This is a genomic window from Brevundimonas sp. TWP3-1-2b1, from assembly GCF_049896165.1.
Taxonomy (GTDB): domain Bacteria; phylum Pseudomonadota; class Alphaproteobacteria; order Caulobacterales; family Caulobacteraceae; genus Brevundimonas; species Brevundimonas subvibrioides_B.
This window is the reverse complement of record NZ_JAFCTT010000004.1, coordinates 58,057-72,989: the sequence shown is the minus strand read 5'-3', so window position 1 is coordinate 72,989 and position 14,933 is coordinate 58,057. Positions and strand designations below refer to the sequence as shown.

Here is a 14,933-nt window from a genome sequence, read left to right as displayed (position 1 = left end):
TTTTCAGCCGCCCCGGACGGCTGCGAGCTCGAGCCGGGCGCGCAGGCGGGCGTCGGAGCCCACTGCGCCGGCGATCGCATTGAAACGATCCAGAGCCAGACCCGAGGACGAGACGCCGGCGGCCATGGCGGCCTGCTGTTCCGTGGTCGGCGCAGCGCCGCCCGCCGGCATGGCGGCGCGAACGGCGGTCATGGCAGCCCCGAACTGGACGACCTCGGCGTCGGTCACCGAGGCGGCGACCGAACCGGCCGGCGATTCCGGCGTCGAGACGACGGTGAGGCGCGCCTGGAGCACTTCGTCGGTCGAGACCGCCGTAGCCAGGGCGTTGAAGGCGGCGATGTCCATGCCCGCGGCCTCGATGGCGGCGGCCATGGCGGCCTGCTGCTCGGCGGTCGGGGCCGAACCGTCGGTCGGAGACGCGGCGCGGACAGCGGCCATGGCGGCGCCGAAGGCCTGCAGCTGGGCATCGGAATATTCGGTCGCCTGGCTTGCGGTCGTCAGCGGCGCGGCGGCGGAGGCCTGGACGGCTCCACCCAGCAGGGCGACGGCGGAAACGGCGGCGATCAGGGTCAGGCGCATACGGTATCCTTGGCGTTTTGAAGACATTCGTGTCGGGAACGGCGCAACGCTAACCGGCAATCGTTCCGGTGACAAATCACCGAACCTGATGCGCGAGTAACCGCCCAGTCTTCTCCGCACAGGCCGCAGCGCCTATATCTACGGGCATGATCGACGATCTCTACAGCACGCGCATCCTGACGCTGGCGGCCAACCTGCCGCACGCCGGCCGGCTGGCCGAGCCCGAAGGCACGGGCGAAAGGGTCGCGAAGCTGTGCGGATCGAAGGCGACGGTCGATGTCGTGCTGGATGCGGACGGCCGCATCGCCGACTTCGCCCAGGATGTGAAGGCCTGTGCGCTGGGTCAGGCTGCGGCGGGCGTGGTCGGCGAGGTCGTCATCGGCGCGACGACCGAAGAGCTGCAGTCCGCCCGCGACGCCATGCTGTCGATGTTGAAATCCGGCGGCGAAGGCCCGGACGGCCGGTTCGAGGGCCTGCGCGCGCTGAAGCAGGTCGCCGACTATCCGGCGCGGCATGCCTCCACCATGGTGGCCCTTGAGGCGACGCTGGACGCTTTAGCTCAAGCTATGATGGCTAGAACTAGACTCGCCGGCGCCGCCTAACGAAGCGATCGTGTCAGCAGATAAGCTGAATGGCGCCGCTAGGATGGCAGACGATCACATATTGATTGCCGATCAGCGCCATATGAAAGCCTCTAGCTCTCACTTCCTGTTCGAGTTCTGCAGCACTGGCGTATTTTTGAACGTCGAACATACTTCTGCGCACAACGTTTCCTTGGTTGACTTGTCCGGCACGAAAAATCTGATTAATCCAAGCACTCATAAATATAACTCCATCTGAAATGCATTTTTTTAGTTGTCTAGAAATATAGACAAGTATAGCATGACGCGGTTACACGAAAATTGCAAGCAGAATCTGTCGTGACCCCGCCCGGCACTCTCTACGAACGCGGCGTCCGCGCGGCCCATCGGGGCTACAAGGTGACGCTCAGCCCCTTCTTCGGCCAGTCGTGCCGGTTCCTGCCCACCTGTTCGGACTATGGCCGCGACGCCCTGATCCAGCATGGTTTACGCAAGGGGGGATGGCTCACCCTGCGTCGGCTCTGTAAATGCCACCCCTTCGGCGGGTCGGGATATGACCCGGTTCCGCCACGCAGCGTCGTCGCCCCGACGCGCGAAAGCGAAAAGTGACGAACACCCCATGATGATCGAACTGAAATTCCCCGACGGCGCCGTGCGCGAGTATGCCGCCGGATCGACCGCCCGGGACGTGGCCCACGCCATCTCGCCGTCGCTGGCCAAGAAGGCCGTTCTGGCCGAACTGAACGGCGAGCAGCGCGACCTGAACCGCGTGCTGGAGACCGGCGGCGACTTCCGCCTGATCATGCGCGACGACCCCGAGGCGCTCTACACCATCCGGCATGATGCGGCCCACGTGCTGGCCGAGGCGGTGCAGAAGCTGTTTCCCGGAACCCAGGTCACGATCGGTCCGGCCATCGAGGACGGATTCTACTACGACTTCTTCCGCGAGACGCCCTTCTCGACCGACGACTTCGCCGCCATCGAAAAGGAGATGTCGCGGATCGTCGATCGCGACGCGAAGTTCGAGCGCGAGGTCTGGGACCGCGACGAGGCGATCACCTTCTTCGAGGCGCGCGGCGAGGCGTTCAAGGCCGAGCTGATCCGCGACCTGCCGGGCACGGAGACGATCACCCTGTACAGGCAGGGCGATTGGATCGACCTGTGCCGGGGCCCCCACTTCCCCTCGACCAAGTCAGTCGGCAAGGCGTTCAAGCTGACCAAACTGGCCGGGGCCTACTGGCGTGGGGACAGCAATCGCGAACAGCTGCAGCGCATCTACGGCACCGCCTGGGCGACGAAAGAAGACCTCGACGCCTATCTGACCCGTCTGGAGGAGGCCGAGAAGCGCGACCACCGCAAGGTCGGCAAGGCGATGGAGCTCTTCCACATGCAGGAAGAGGGCCGCGGCATGGTCTTCTGGCATCCCAAGGGCTGGGTTCTGTGGCGCGTGCTGGAGGCCTATATGCGCCGCCGCCTGGACGCCGCCGGCTATGTCGAGGTCAAGACGCCCCAGGTGCTGGACCGCAAATTCTGGGAACAGAGCGGCCACTGGGAGAAGTACCGGCCCAATATGTTCGTCTGCGAGACAGTCGAGGGCGAGGAACTGAGCCTCAAGCCGATGAACTGCCCGGGCCACGTGCAGATCTTCGATCAGGGCCAGCGCTCCTATCGCGAACTGCCCCTGCGCATGGCCGAGTTCGGCGCCTGTCACCGCTATGAGCCGTCCGGATCGCTGCACGGCCTGATGCGGGTGCGCGGCTTCACCCAGGACGACGCCCACATCTTCTGCCGCGAGGACCAGATCGTCGAGGAGACGGCCGAGTTCATCAAGCTGGCCCGCAGCGTTCACGCCGACCTGGACATGCAGACCGCCTACATCAGCCTGGGCACCCGGCCCGAGAACCGCGCCGGCACCGATGAGTTCTGGGACAAGGCCGAGGCCCTGATGCTGGAAGCCGCCCGCGCCGCCGGGACCGAGCCGGTCATCACCGAGGGCGACGGCGCCTTCTACGCGCCCAAGCTCGATTTCGTGGTCAAGGACGCCATCGGCCGCGAATGGACCTGCGGCACGATCCAGCTGGACTATGTCCTGCCGGAACGGCTCGATGCCACCTACATCGCCGAGGATGGCCAGAAACACCGGCCGGTCATGCTGCACCGGGCCATCCTGGGCTCGTTCGAGCGCTTCATCGGCATCATGATCGAGAACTACGCCGGGGCCTTCCCTCTGTGGCTCGCGCCGGTGCAGGCGGTGGTCGCGACCATCACCTCGGACGCCGACGGCTATGCGGAAGACGTCGCCGCGAAGTTCAAGGCGGCGGGCCTGCGGGTCGAGACTGATCTGCGCAACGAGAAGGTCGGCTACAAGGTGCGCGAGCACTCGGTCGGCAAGGTGCCGGTCATCGCCGTGGTCGGGCGGCAGGAGGCGGAAGAAGGCAAGGTCGCCATCCGCCGTCTTGGGTCGCAGGCGCAGACGGTCGTCTCGGTCGAGGAGGCCATCCGCATCCTGACCGACGAAGCCACGCCGCCGGATCTGAAGCGGCTCAAGACCGCCTAGAGTCCGCTGCCGAACACAGGAACCATCGGACGCAGATCTCCTTTTGGGTGCGCGCGCTGGGCGCATCATCAAGGAGTTTGCACCATGGCTGAGAAGACCCTCGACACCCTGTTCCACGACACGCTCAAGGACATCTATTACGCCGAGCGGAAGATCCTGAAGTCCCTGCCGAAGATGGTCCGCGCGGCGCAGTCGCCGGACCTGAAGGCGGCGTTCGAGAAACATATCGGCCAGACCGAGGTCCAGATCGAACGCCTGCAGCAGGTGTTCGAGATCATCGGCAAGCCGGCGCGCGGCAAGACCTGCGACGCCATCGAAGGCATCCTGGCCGAGGGCGACGAGATCGCCGAGGAGTACAAGGGCACGGCGGCGCTCGACGCCGGTCTGCTGGCCGCAGCACAGGCCGTCGAACACTATGAGATCACCCGCTACGGCACGCTGAAGCGCTGGGCCCTGGTGCTCGGCATGAAGGACGCGGCCGCCTTGCTGGATGAGACCCTGCAAGAGGAAAGCCAGACCGACGAGGATCTGACGACGATCGCGGATGCGGCCGTCAACGAGCAGGCTACGCAGCCCAGGGCCGCCTAGGTACCCGTTTCTGTCCGAACGGAGCCGGCGGGAGCGATCCCGCCGGCTTCCACCTGCGCCTATGATCGTCCGTGCGGCTGTCGCCCTGGCGTCGACCTCGCCGTCACGGCCTCTGGCCGTCGATGTTGCCGGGCGGCGAATAGCGGCAGGCCAGCACGGCCCGGTCGCCCCGGCTTGCGACGGCGCAGCCGACGTGGGTCGTGCCGCGCCAGATCAGCTGGGTGTAGTGGCCGACCGCGATCCAGTCGCCGGTGCGGCTGACGTCCGGAAAGACGCCGGGGCGATAGTCCCGCCGCTCCGTGATCCAGTCGCCGACCATGTTTTCGGGCGTGAACGCCCGGTCGCCCCAGCCCATCCACAGGTTTTCGCCATGGCCGTGCGGGCGCGGATCGTGGGCGAAACGGCCGCTGTCGATCAGTTCGACGGCCCAGTCGCGCGCCTCCGCCTCCAGGATGTCGCTCCAGATCAGCGGCCGGCTGTTGGCTTGGGCGCGCTCGCGGTTGTGGGCCGCAAGGAGGCGCGCCTCGACCTCGTCGGACGGCCGGGCGTCGTCGGCCGGCGCGATGGGCTGCAGGGTCCGGGCCTGTTCCGAGGCCGGTTCGATCCAGACCCGTTCCTCCGCCGGACCGGACTGGGCGCAGGCGTTCATGGCCGGGGCGAGGACGGCGACGATTGCAGCGAGAAGGGATCGGGTGTTCATCGGGATGAAATCCCCCGCGATGGGGGCTGTTCCAAGGCGAGACAACTCTTATCTTGACGTTGACGTAAGCGTCGGCTTTAGACGCTTCACCTTCCAATCCGTCCTCAATGGAGACTGACCCCATGACCGAGGCCTATATCTACGACGCTGTGCGGACGCCGCGCGGCAAGGGCAAGAAGGACGGTTCGCTTCACGAGATCACCGGGCTGAGCCTGGCGACCCAGGTGCTGGAAGCCCTGCGGGACCGCAACGGGCTGGACACCTCGAAGGTGGACGACGTCATCCTGGGCTGCGTGTCGCCGGTGGGCGAACAGGGCGCGGACATCGCCCGCACCGCCGTGCTGTCGGCGGGCTGGGCCCAGAGCGTGGCCGGGGTCCAGATCAACCGCTTCTGCGCCTCCGGCCTGGAAGCCGTGAACATGGCGGCGGCCAAGGTGAAGTCCGGCGAGGCTGATTTCGCCGTCGGCGGCGGCGTCGAGGCGATGAGCCGCGTGCCGATGGGCTCGGACGGCGGCGCCTGGCCGGTGGATCCGTCCTCGGCCTTCCCGACCTATTTCGTGCCCCAGGGCGTCTCGGCCGACATGATCGCGACGAAATACGGCTTCAGCCGCGACGACGTCGACGCCTACTCCATGGAGAGCCACAAGCGCGCCGCCGCCGCCTGGGCCGGCGGTCGCTTCTCGAAATCGGTCGTCCCGGTCAGGAACCAGCTCGGCCTGGTCCAGCTGGACCGCGACGAAACCATCCGTCCGAACACGGACATGCAGTCGCTTGGCGGGCTGAACCCCTCCTTCGCCATGATGGGCGAGATGGCCTTCGACGCCGTGATCAGCCAACGCTACCCCGAGGTCGAGCGGGTCAACCACGTCCATACGCCCGGCAACTCCTCGGGCATCGTCGACGGCTCGGCCGGGGTGCTGATCGGCACCCTGGAAGCCGGCAAGGCGCTCGGCCTCAAGCCACGCGCCCGCATCGTCGGCGCCGCCTCGATCGGCTCCGAACCCTCGATCATGCTGACGGGCCCCGAGTTCGTGACGAAGAAGCTGCTCGGCAGGCTGGGCATGACGGTCGCCGACATCGACGTGTGGGAGCTGAACGAGGCTTTCGCTGCGGTGGTCCTGCGCTACATGCAGGCGCTGGACATCCCGCACGACAAGATGAACGTGAACGGCGGCGGCATCTCCATGGGCCACCCGCTGGGCGCCACCGGTGCCATGATCACCGGCATCGCGCTCGACGAGCTGGAGCGCTCCGACAAGTCGACCGCCCTGATCACCCTGTGCATCGGCGGCGGCATGGGCACCGCCACCGTCATTGAACGCGTCTGAGGATCACGAGCATGGAAAACTTCAAGATCGACGTCGACGCCGACGGCATCGCCCTGGTCACCTTCGACGTGCCGGGCCGTTCGATGAACACCCTGACGTCCAGCGTGATGGCCGAGCTGCCTGAGCTGGTCGAACGCATCAGGACCGACGACGCCATCAAGGGCGCGGTCATCACCTCGGGCAAGGCCTCGGGCTTCTGCGCCGGCGCCGACCTCGGCGACATGGCCGGCGGATCTCTGGCCGGCGGCGGAGACCTTCAGGCCGCCTTCGACGCGGGCTGGAAGATGAACGGCTCGCTGCGCGCGCTGGAGACCTGCGGCAAGCCGATCGCGGCGGCCATCAACGGCCTCGCGCTCGGCGGCGGTCTGGAACTGACGCTGGCCTGCCACTACCGCGTGGTCGGCGACGATCCGAAGATCCAGCTGGGCCTGCCCGAGATCAAGGTCGGCCTGTTCCCCGGCGGTGGCGGCACCCAGCGCCTGCCGCGCATGATCGGCGTGCAGGCGGCGATGACGGCGATGAGCGCCGGCTCCTCCTGGCGTCCGAACGACGCCAGGGGCGCGGGCGTGGTCAATGAGGTCGTGCCCAAGGGTTCGGAAGTCGAGGCCGCCAAGGCCTGGATCAAGGGCGGCGGCAAGGCCGTGCAGCCGTGGGACGACAAGTCGTTCAAACAACCCGGCGGCGGCCCCTACCACCCGGCCGGCATCCAGAACTTCCTGGTCGGCAATGCGATGATCCGCAAGCAGTCCTACGGCAACTATCCGGCCGTCATCAACCTGATGAAGGCCGTCTATGAGGGCATCCAGGTGCCGATGGACGCGGCCCTGCGGATCGAGACCCGCTACTTCATCAAGACCCTGATGACGCCCCAGGCGCAGGGCATGATCCGGTCGCTGTTCCTGTCGAAGCAGGAGCTGGACAAGGGCGCCGTGCGTCCGGCCGGCATCCCGGCCTCCGACGCGAAGAAGGTCACGGTCATCGGCGCCGGCATGATGGGCGCGGGCATCGCCTATGTGCAGGCGCTCGCCGGCATCCAGACCATCCTGATCGACCGGACCCAGGAAGACGCCGACAAGGGCAAGGCCCACGTCGAGGAACTGCTGAAGAAGCGCCTGTCACGCGGCCAGCTGACCCAGGACAAGTACGACGCCCTGCTCGGCTCCGTGATCGCCACCACCGACTATGAGCAGATCAAGGGCTCGGACCTGGTCATCGAGGCGGTGTTCGAGAACCGCGAGATCAAGGCCGACGTCACCAGGCGCGCCGAGGCCCAGCTTGAAGCCGGAGCCGTGTTCGGATCCAACACCTCGACCCTGCCGATCACCGGCCTGGCCGAGGCGAGCGTGCGTCCCGAGGACTTCATCGGCATCCACTTCTTCTCGCCGGTCGACAAGATGATGCTGGTCGAGATCATCCTGGGCGAGAAGACGGGTCAGGCCGCGATCGCCAAGACGCTCGACTACGTCATGAAGATCAAGAAGACCCCGATCATCGTCAACGACGGGCGCGGCTTCTACACCTCGCGCTGCTTCGGCACCTATGTGGCGGAAGGCCTGGCCATGCTGGAGGAGGGCTATGCGCCGGCCCTGATCGACAACATCGGTCGCATGACCGGCATGCCGCGCGGTCCGCTGGAAATGCACGACGACGTCGCGCTCGATCTGTCGATGAAGGTGTCGAAACAGACCGCCCTCGACCTCGGCGACAAATACGTGCCGCTGGCCGGCGCCGAGATCATCCGCACCATGGTCGAGGACCTGGGCCGCTACGGCCGCAAGAACGGCAAGGGCTTCTACGACTACGACGTGAAGCCGAAGAAACTCTGGTCGGGCCTGTCGGAATTGGCGCCGGTCAGGATCAATGATTCGACGCCGGAGCTGGTCGAGGATCAGAAGCAGCGCCTGCTCTATCGCCAGGCGGTGGAAGTGGCGCGTTGCTGGGAAGAGGGCGTCATCGACGACCCGCGCGAGGCCGATGTCGGCGCCATCCTGGCCTGGGGCTTCGCGCCCTGGACCGGCGGCCCGATCACCTACATCGACCAGATCGGGCTGAAGGCCTTCGTGGCCCAGGCCGACGACTACGCCGCCCGCTACGGCGACCGCTTCAAGGTCCCGCAGCTGCTGCGCGACATGGCCGCCAAGGGCGAGACCTTCTACGGCAGGTTCACGGAGGCGAAGGCCGCGGCCTGATCGCTGTCAGAGCCTGAAAAGACAACGGCCCCGGGATCGCTCCCGGGGCCGTTTCTTTGGGCGATCCGTGAACGGATCAGCCGCCGGTGAACTCGTAGGTCGTACCGTTGATCTCGCACATGTCGACGCGCTCGGCATAGGCCGACCCGTCATCGAAGCTGTAGGCGAAGTCGTACATGCAGTCTTCGAGGTCGTCGTCGACGGTCACCTCGACCGTGTCGCCGGGCTCGACCACGACGTCGAGGATGCTGTCGCTCCACTCGTCCGAGGACGACTGGCCGTAGAGGATGGCGTCGATGGTGTGCTCGCTGTTGTTCTCGATCGAGAAGGACACGGCCCCCGTCTGGGCGACGGCCGGGACGGCGATGGCGGCGGAGGCCGCGACGATCATGAACAGGCTACGCATGGTGGAAACTTCCCCGGCCGACGGCATGTCAGCGTAATGGAGGTTTCTGTATCCGAACAACGGTCAGCCGAAAAGCGCGGCCGTATGCGGCGTCATTTCTCGTCAGCGCCGGTCCGGCTTCTTCAGACAATGTCCAGCGGCTGTGCGGTCGAGGGCGGCGGGAAGGCGCGGTCGAGGGCTTCGATGTCCTCGTGGTCCAGTTCGATCTCCAGCGCCGCCGCATTGGCCTCGACATGAGCCACGGTCGAGGCCTTGGGGATGGCGATGACGCCCTCCTGACGCAGGACCGCCGCCAGCGCGATCTGGGCCGGAGTCGCGTCGTGTCGGTCGGCCACGGCCTGCAGCGCCGGATGAGTCAGCAGATCGCCGCGCCCGAGTGGCGAATAGGCCATCACCGGCATCAGCCGCTCCTGCTGCCAGGGCAACAGGTCGAACTCGATCCCGCGCGAGCCGAGATTGTACAGCAGCTGGTTGGTGGCGCAGCGCTCCCCGCCGTCGACCTCGTCCAGCCGGTTCATGGTGCGGATATCGAGGTTGGACACGCCCCAGCGGGCGATCATTCCCTCGTCGATCAGTTCCTCGAACCCGGCGACGATCTCCTCCAGCGGGTGACGGCTCTCCCAGTGCAGCAGATAGAGGTCGAGGCGGTCGACGCCGAGCCGTTCCAGCGACTTCTCGCAATGGAGCATCATGGTCATCTCGCCGGCATTCTCGGGCCGGATCTTGGAGACCAGGAAGACCTCGTCCCGGCGATCCTTGATGACCTCGCCGACCAGCCGCTCGGACCGGCCGTCGCCATACAGTTCCGCTGTGTCGATCAAGGTCAGCCCCAGGTCGATGCCGCGAGATAGGGCCGCCTGTTCGGCATCGCGGGTTCTGGGATCGTCGCCGATCATCCAGGTCCCTTGGCCCAGGGCCGGAACGATCGTACCGTCGGAGAAGCTGGTCATGCGCGTCATGGCGACATCAATGCACGACGTCGCGTTCGGCTTCAAAGGCCTCGTCGGAGAACCCGCCCCATGCAGACCCGCATCATCCAGACCGACGGTCTCAGGCAACAGATTCTGGAGGCCGGCGAAGGGTCTCTCGTGCTGCTGATCCACGGCTTCCCCGAATTGGGCATCAGCTGGCGGGCGCAGGTTCAGGCCCTCGCCGAGGCGGGCTACCACGCGGTGGCGCCGGACATGCGCGGCTATGGCGGCACCGACAAGCCGGAGCGGGTCGAGGACTATTCGATCCTCAATCTGGTCGGCGACATGGTCGATCTGGTCCGGGCCCTGGGAGCGGAGACCTGCACCGTCGTCGGCCACGACTGGGGCGCGCCCGTCGCCTGGCACTGCGCCCTGATGCGGCCGGATATGTTCACCGCCGTGGCCGGACTGTCGGTGCCGTTTCAGCCGCGCCGTCCAAACGGGCCGCCGACCGCCGCCATGTCCGCGCTGGCCAAACGCGCCGGTCTCGGCGAGCTCTATATGGTCCAGTTCCAGGACCCCGATCATCACACCATCTTCGAAGCCGATGTGGCGGGAGGCCTCCGCAAGGGGTTCTATTCCTACGACGGATCGACCCCGTCCGATCGCCAGTCGACCGGCTTTATCGCTCCGGGAGAAAACTTCCTCTCCGAGGCGCCCGAGGACGCGACCCTGCCGCCGTGGATGAGCGAGGCGCACCACGCGGAATATGTCGCGGCCTTCACCGCCGGCGGCTTCAGGGGGCCGATGGACTGGTATCGGAACATCGACCGCAACTGGGCCCTGACCGCCTTCCTGCAAGGCAAACAGATCCGCCAGCCGTCGATGTTCCTGGTCGGCGAGCGCGATCCCGTCCGCCACTATGCGGGTCAGCACGAGGCGGGGCTGAGGGACTGGCTGACCGACCTGCGATCCCAGACTGTGCTGGCCGGCGCAGGCCACTGGCTGCAGCAGGAGCGGCCGGATGAGGTCAATGCCGCACTGCTGGCGTTCCTCCGTCGTCTGACCGAATGACCGGGCAAACAAGGTGGAGCTTAGGGGATTGTTAGAGCGTCGACGCTAGGGTGCAACCGGTGTCATGTTTCGCTCCTGCACCGGCGAGCCTGATTGAACGAACGCCCGAGGCGGCCCAATCCGATGAAGAAATCCGCCGACGCTCTGCAGATCCGGACATGGGCCGGTCATACGATGGACGCGCTAAGCCTCGCTGCCCTGGTCACCCTGATATGTCTGGTCAGTCTGCTGGTCGTTCGGGCCTGGGCCGATCCGGGCATGGCGGAGTCCTTGCCGGCGATCGAGGCCGGCCTGATCGTTTCGAGCATCCTGTTGCTGCGGCAGTGGACAAAGGCGCGCAGCGCAGAGCGGGCCGGACGCGCCAGCACGGCCTATCGCCAGCAGCTGGATCCGGTGACGCAGTTGCTGAATGCCGAGGGTTTCGCCGAGGCGCTAGGCCGCCCTGCCAGCGACGGCGCGGCTGCAGACTCCGAGATGGCGTTGCTGTGCATCAGTCTGGATCGCCTGAAAGACATCTATGATCGCCTGGGCGAAGCCTGCGGCGACGAGGTGTTGCGCGAACTCTCCGGGCGGCTGGTCTCGGCTTTCGGGGACGACAGCGTCGTCGGACGGATCGGCGAGGATATGCTGGCCGTGTTTCATCCGGCCTCCAGCGGCATCAAGCTGGCCCTGGTCGGCAGCCAGATCAACATGCTGATGGACATGCCGGTGGCCACGCCGGTGGGAGACGTCGTGGTGCCCTCAACGATCGGGGTGAACTTCGTCCGGCGCCCTCTGGGATCGCCGCGCGACGCCATGCGTCAGGCCCGTCTGGCCAATGCTGCGGCCCGTTCGGCGGGATCGCCGGTGGCCTTCTTCGACTCCTCGCTGGATCACGCCCAACGCCTGCAGCTGGATCTGGAGGTCGAGTTTCGCCAGGCCCTGCAGGCGGGCGAGTTGCGCATGGTCTATCAGCCCCAGATCGACGAGACCGGCGCGACCATCGGCGTGGAAGCCCTTATGCGCTGGCCACACCCGACCCGGGGCCATATCTCACCCAGCGTGTTCGTTCCCATGGCCGAGGCGGCGGGACTGGGGGAAGCTCTGGGTCGCTATGCGATGGAGCAGTCCTTCATCGATTCCCGCGTATGGCCGGGCCTGAAGATCGCCATCAACGTGTCTCCGATCCAGCTGCGTTCGCCGATCTTCCTCACCACGGTGAACGCCCTGCTCGCCCAGCACGGGGTCAAGCCGAGCGGATTCGAACTCGAGATCACCGAAGGCATTCTGCTCCAGGCCGATCCGGTCGTTCTGGACAATCTGGAGCAACTGCGGCGCCTGGGATTCCAGATCGCGCTCGACGACTTCGGCACAGGCTATTCCAGCCTCAGCTACCTGAGCCGCTTTCCGATCGACAAGATCAAGATCGACCGAGCGTTCGTCACGCCCCTGGGTGAACGGTCAGACGCAGCCTCGATCATCCGCGCCATCAGCGACATGTCCAACGCCATCGGGGTCAAGCTGCTGGCCGAGGGCGTTGAGACCCAACCCCAGCTGGACATCCTGCGGGCCGAGGGCTGCAATCAGGCTCAGGGCTATCTGATCGGCCGGCCGATGCAGCCGGGTCAGATCACCGACCTGATCAACGCTCCCCCGAGCGACATCCACAGCGCCCGGTCGCACGCGGCCTGAGGAGGACTTGCCTCCCCCGGTCCCGGGCTGGTCTAGTCCCCCGACGAGCAGAGGGGCGGCACGATGATCGAGGCAGTGGCGACAGCAACGGCTCAGGCGGAGGCGGAGACCGCCGATCTCGTGGGTCGCTGGGAGGGTGCGCTGAACGTCGGCGGGACATCCCTGCCGCTCGTGATCCGCGTCGAGGCGGACGGACAGGTCTTCATGGACAGCCCGGCGCAGAATGCGCACGGCATTCCAGTCACCGAAATGAGCGAAGCGGGCGGCGTCGTGCGCTTCACCGTGCCCGTCGCCCATGGCCGGTTCGAAGGCGCACGCTCTGCCGACGGTCAGACCTGGACCGGCGCCTGGTCGCAAGGCGCAGCCTCTCTGCCGCTCATCCTGACGCGGGCGGCGACGGGAGCAGAGCCTGCAGGTCCGGCGCGGCCACAGACGCCCGTCCCGCCCCTTTCCTATGCCGCCGAAGACGTGACGTTCCGCAACGAGGGCGCGGGGATCACCCTGGCCGGAACCCTGACCGTTCCCGCCGGCGATGGGCCGTTCCCGGCGGTGGTCCTGCTGACCGGGTCGGGCGCCCAGGACCGGGACGAGACGATCTTCGATCACAAGCCCTTCGCCGTCTGGGCCGACGCCCTGACCCGGCGCGGCGTCGCCGTGCTGCGCTACGATGATCGAGGCGTGGGCGGATCGGGCGGCGGGACGGCCGAAGACACCTCCGCGGATTTCGCCGCCGACGCGGCGGCAGCCATCGCCTTCCTGCGGACCCAGCCCGAGATCGATCCCGCGCGCATCGGCCTGATGGGTCACAGCGAAGGCGGCATGACCGCGCCCCTGGCCGTCTCGCAGGGTGCGCCCGCCGCCTTCGTCGTCATGATCGCGGGGCAGGCCGTATCCGGGGCGGACATCATCACCGAACAGGCCGCCCGTCTGGCCCAGGCCTCCGGCGCCTCGCCCGATCAGGTCGCGGAAGCGCGGCGCGTGCAGGGTGAGGTCATGGCCGCCGTCGTCCGAAACAAGGACGATGGCCCCGCAGCCGCCCGCGATGCCGAGGCCGTTCTCATCGCCGCCGGACAGTCGCCCGCACAGGCCCAGGCGAGCCTCCGCCTGCTCAGTTCAGCCTGGTACCGCTGGTTCGCCGCCCATGATCCCGCGCCGGCATTGGCCGGCCTGCATGTGCCGCTTCTGGCGATCTATGGCGGCAAGGATCTGCAGGTCCCGGCCGACCAGAACGCCGCAGCCCTGGCCCGAACCCAGCCCGACGCCGAGATCGTCACCCTGCCCGGCCTGAACCATCTGATGCAGCACGCGACGACCGGCCTGCCGGGCGAATATGCGACCATTACCGAGACCCTGGCGCCTGAGGCGATTTCGACCGTGACGGACTGGGTGGTTCGAGTGACCGGCGCCCGACCCTAGACCGGGTGTGTCGGTTCCGGCTTGATCGGCTCCGACCGGGTCGTGACGGCGGCGTCCTCCGGTAACGGAATAAACTCCAGGTCGTCCTCGTCGGGCAGTTTCATCCGCCCGGCCTTCCAGTCTTCCTTCGCCTGGTCCAGCCGCGCCTGGGAGGACGACACGAAATTCCACCAGATCAGACGCTGCCCGACCGGCTCGCCGCCCAGGGCCATGACGGTCGCCTGGGTCAGAGACTTCACCGTCGGCTCGGCATTGGGCTCCAGCACGATCATCTGGCCTTCGTGGAAGGTGCGGTCACCGACCTCGATCGAGCCCTTGGCGACATAGAGCGCCCGCTCGGACATACCGCCAGATCCCTTGCCCGGCGGCGGCGCCGTGCGCACCCCCTCCTGCATCTCCCAGTGCACATAGAAGAGCGGCGACGAGGTCTTCACATTGGCCCTGGCGCCGTAGGCTTCGCCCGCCACCAGACGGGCGAACAGGCCGCCGTTCTCATAGGCCGGCAGGGCGTCCTCGCCGTAATGCTGGAACGACGGGTCGATCTCCTCGGCCTCATTCGGCAGGGCGATCCAGGCCTGCATCCCGTTCATCGGCCCGCCTTGCGCCTTTTTCAGCGGGTCGGTGCGTTCGGAGTGGGTGATGCCCTTGCCCGCGGTCATCCAGTTGACCTCGCCCGGCCGGATCGCCTGGGTGTAGCCGAGGCTGTCGCGGTGCATGATCTCGCCCTCGAACAGATAGGTCAGGGTCGACAGGCCGATGTGCGGGTGCGGGCGGACGTTGATCGCATCCGCGCCCGGCGCGAACTCGGCCGGTCCCATGTGATCGAGGAAGATGAAGGGCCCGACCATCCGGCGCGAATGGAAGGGCAGGATGCGCCCGACCTCGAACCCGCCGAGGTCCTTCTTGCGGGCATCGATCACCATCTCGATCATG

15 protein-coding genes are annotated in these 14,933 nt (G+C 66.8%); 9 read left to right on the top strand and 6 right to left on the bottom strand.

Annotated elements, in window-relative coordinates; translation table 11 throughout:
- Nucleotides 1-3 precede the first annotated feature (3 nt).
- Complete coding sequence (locus tag ACP7AB_RS05185; protein ID WP_425989272.1) at nt 4-579, bottom strand: DUF4168 domain-containing protein; 576 nt, start codon at nt 577-579, stop codon at nt 4-6.
- A 146-nt stretch (nt 580-725) separates the two neighbouring features.
- On the opposite strand from ACP7AB_RS05185, the gene ACP7AB_RS05180 reads away from it, so the two are divergent.
- Nucleotides 726-1,181 carry an iron-sulfur cluster assembly scaffold protein gene (locus tag ACP7AB_RS05180; RefSeq protein WP_425989275.1) on the top strand — a complete coding sequence of 152 codons (456 nt, stop codon included), beginning with the start codon at nt 726-728 and terminating at the stop codon, nt 1,179-1,181.
- Nucleotides 1,182-1,194: 13 nt separating this feature from the next.
- On the opposite strand, the gene ACP7AB_RS05175 is transcribed toward ACP7AB_RS05180, so the two are convergent.
- Nucleotides 1,195-1,401 carry a hypothetical protein gene (locus ACP7AB_RS05175; protein ID WP_425989278.1) on the bottom strand — a complete coding sequence of 69 codons (207 nt, stop codon included), beginning with the start codon at nt 1,399-1,401 and terminating at the stop codon, nt 1,195-1,197.
- Between the two features lie 98 nt (nt 1,402-1,499).
- On the opposite strand from ACP7AB_RS05175, the gene yidD reads away from it, so the two are divergent.
- The 3 genes from yidD (at nt 1,500) to ACP7AB_RS05160 (ending at nt 4,305) form a co-directional block, all read left to right on the top strand.
- Nucleotides 1,500-1,769, top strand: a complete 270-nt coding sequence (yidD, locus tag ACP7AB_RS05170; protein ID WP_425989281.1) for a membrane protein insertion efficiency factor YidD — start codon at nt 1,500-1,502, stop codon at nt 1,767-1,769.
- A 13-nt stretch (nt 1,770-1,782) separates the two neighbouring features.
- Nucleotides 1,783-3,717 carry a threonine--tRNA ligase gene (gene thrS / locus ACP7AB_RS05165; RefSeq protein WP_425989454.1) on the top strand — a complete coding sequence of 645 codons (1,935 nt, stop codon included), beginning with the start codon at nt 1,783-1,785 and terminating at the stop codon, nt 3,715-3,717.
- Between the two features lie 84 nt (nt 3,718-3,801).
- Nucleotides 3,802-4,305, top strand: a complete 504-nt coding sequence (locus ACP7AB_RS05160; protein ID WP_425989284.1) for a ferritin-like domain-containing protein — start codon at nt 3,802-3,804, stop codon at nt 4,303-4,305.
- A gap of 103 nt (nt 4,306-4,408) precedes the next feature.
- Here ACP7AB_RS05160 and ACP7AB_RS05155 read toward each other — a convergent pair whose 3' ends face one another.
- On the bottom strand, nt 4,409-5,005 hold the full coding sequence (locus tag ACP7AB_RS05155) for a CAP family protein (RefSeq protein ID WP_425989287.1): 597 nt from the start codon (nt 5,003-5,005) through the stop codon (nt 4,409-4,411).
- A gap of 122 nt (nt 5,006-5,127) precedes the next feature.
- On the opposite strand from ACP7AB_RS05155, the gene ACP7AB_RS05150 reads away from it, so the two are divergent.
- Nucleotides 5,128-6,333 (top strand): acetyl-CoA C-acetyltransferase, encoded by a 1,206-nt coding sequence (locus ACP7AB_RS05150; protein WP_425989289.1) that lies wholly within the window; start codon nt 5,128-5,130, stop codon nt 6,331-6,333.
- An 11-nt stretch (nt 6,334-6,344) separates the two neighbouring features.
- On the top strand, nt 6,345-8,522 hold the full coding sequence (locus ACP7AB_RS05145; RefSeq protein WP_425989292.1) for a 3-hydroxyacyl-CoA dehydrogenase NAD-binding domain-containing protein: 2,178 nt from the start codon (nt 6,345-6,347) through the stop codon (nt 8,520-8,522).
- A gap of 76 nt (nt 8,523-8,598) precedes the next feature.
- On the opposite strand, the gene ACP7AB_RS05140 is transcribed toward ACP7AB_RS05145, so the two are convergent.
- Together ACP7AB_RS05140 and ACP7AB_RS05135 are read right to left on the bottom strand one after the other, a co-directional pair.
- The gene (locus ACP7AB_RS05140) at nt 8,599-8,928 is read right to left on the bottom strand and encodes a hypothetical protein (protein ID WP_425989295.1); all 330 of its coding nucleotides are present in this window, start codon (nt 8,926-8,928) and stop codon (nt 8,599-8,601) included.
- A gap of 122 nt (nt 8,929-9,050) precedes the next feature.
- Complete coding sequence (locus ACP7AB_RS05135; protein WP_425989298.1) at nt 9,051-9,887, bottom strand: aldo/keto reductase; 837 nt, start codon at nt 9,885-9,887, stop codon at nt 9,051-9,053.
- 60 nt (nt 9,888-9,947) lie between these two features.
- On the opposite strand from ACP7AB_RS05135, the gene ACP7AB_RS05130 reads away from it, so the two are divergent.
- From ACP7AB_RS05130 to ACP7AB_RS05120, 3 genes are all read left to right on the top strand, one after another.
- Nucleotides 9,948-10,913 carry an alpha/beta fold hydrolase gene (locus ACP7AB_RS05130; protein WP_425989301.1) on the top strand — a complete coding sequence of 322 codons (966 nt, stop codon included), beginning with the start codon at nt 9,948-9,950 and terminating at the stop codon, nt 10,911-10,913.
- 123 nt (nt 10,914-11,036) lie between these two features.
- Nucleotides 11,037-12,584, top strand: a complete 1,548-nt coding sequence (locus tag ACP7AB_RS05125; RefSeq protein WP_425989304.1) for a putative bifunctional diguanylate cyclase/phosphodiesterase — start codon at nt 11,037-11,039, stop codon at nt 12,582-12,584.
- A gap of 63 nt (nt 12,585-12,647) precedes the next feature.
- Nucleotides 12,648-14,000 carry an alpha/beta hydrolase family protein gene (locus tag ACP7AB_RS05120; protein WP_425989306.1) on the top strand — a complete coding sequence of 451 codons (1,353 nt, stop codon included), beginning with the start codon at nt 12,648-12,650 and terminating at the stop codon, nt 13,998-14,000.
- Here the strand turns inward: ACP7AB_RS05120 and ACP7AB_RS05115 are convergent.
- Nucleotides 13,997-14,932 carry a pirin family protein gene (locus tag ACP7AB_RS05115; protein WP_425989309.1) on the bottom strand — a complete coding sequence of 312 codons (936 nt, stop codon included), beginning with the start codon at nt 14,930-14,932 and terminating at the stop codon, nt 13,997-13,999. The genes ACP7AB_RS05120 and ACP7AB_RS05115 overlap by 4 nt on opposite strands.
- Nucleotide 14,933: the final 1 nt, after the last annotated feature.

Bases quoted from the DNA above. Each gene is read 5' to 3' on its own strand.
- ACP7AB_RS05155 (WP_425989287.1), bottom strand. From the start codon at position 5,005: ATGAACACCCGATCCCTTCTCGCTGCAATCGTCGCCGTCCTCGCCCCG.
- ACP7AB_RS05120 (WP_425989306.1), top strand. From the start codon at position 12,648: ATGATCGAGGCAGTGGCGACAGCAACGGCTCAGGCGGAGGCGGAGACC.
- thrS (WP_425989454.1), top strand. From the start codon at position 1,783: ATGATCGAACTGAAATTCCCCGACGGCGCCGTGCGCGAGTATGCCGCC.
- ACP7AB_RS05185 (WP_425989272.1), bottom strand. From the start codon at position 579: ATGCGCCTGACCCTGATCGCCGCCGTTTCCGCCGTCGCCCTGCTGGGT.
- ACP7AB_RS05130 (WP_425989301.1), top strand. From the start codon at position 9,948: ATGCAGACCCGCATCATCCAGACCGACGGTCTCAGGCAACAGATTCTG.
- ACP7AB_RS05145 (WP_425989292.1), top strand. From the start codon at position 6,345: ATGGAAAACTTCAAGATCGACGTCGACGCCGACGGCATCGCCCTGGTC.
- ACP7AB_RS05175 (WP_425989278.1), bottom strand. From the start codon at position 1,401: ATGAGTGCTTGGATTAATCAGATTTTTCGTGCCGGACAAGTCAACCAA.
- ACP7AB_RS05115 (WP_425989309.1), bottom strand. From the start codon at position 14,932: ATGATCGAGATGGTGATCGATGCCCGCAAGAAGGACCTCGGCGGGTTC.
- ACP7AB_RS05180 (WP_425989275.1), top strand. From the start codon at position 726: ATGATCGACGATCTCTACAGCACGCGCATCCTGACGCTGGCGGCCAAC.
- ACP7AB_RS05140 (WP_425989295.1), bottom strand. From the start codon at position 8,928: ATGCGTAGCCTGTTCATGATCGTCGCGGCCTCCGCCGCCATCGCCGTC.
- ACP7AB_RS05125 (WP_425989304.1), top strand. From the start codon at position 11,037: ATGAAGAAATCCGCCGACGCTCTGCAGATCCGGACATGGGCCGGTCAT.
- ACP7AB_RS05160 (WP_425989284.1), top strand. From the start codon at position 3,802: ATGGCTGAGAAGACCCTCGACACCCTGTTCCACGACACGCTCAAGGAC.
- ACP7AB_RS05135 (WP_425989298.1), bottom strand. From the start codon at position 9,887: ATGACGCGCATGACCAGCTTCTCCGACGGTACGATCGTTCCGGCCCTG.
- ACP7AB_RS05150 (WP_425989289.1), top strand. From the start codon at position 5,128: ATGACCGAGGCCTATATCTACGACGCTGTGCGGACGCCGCGCGGCAAG.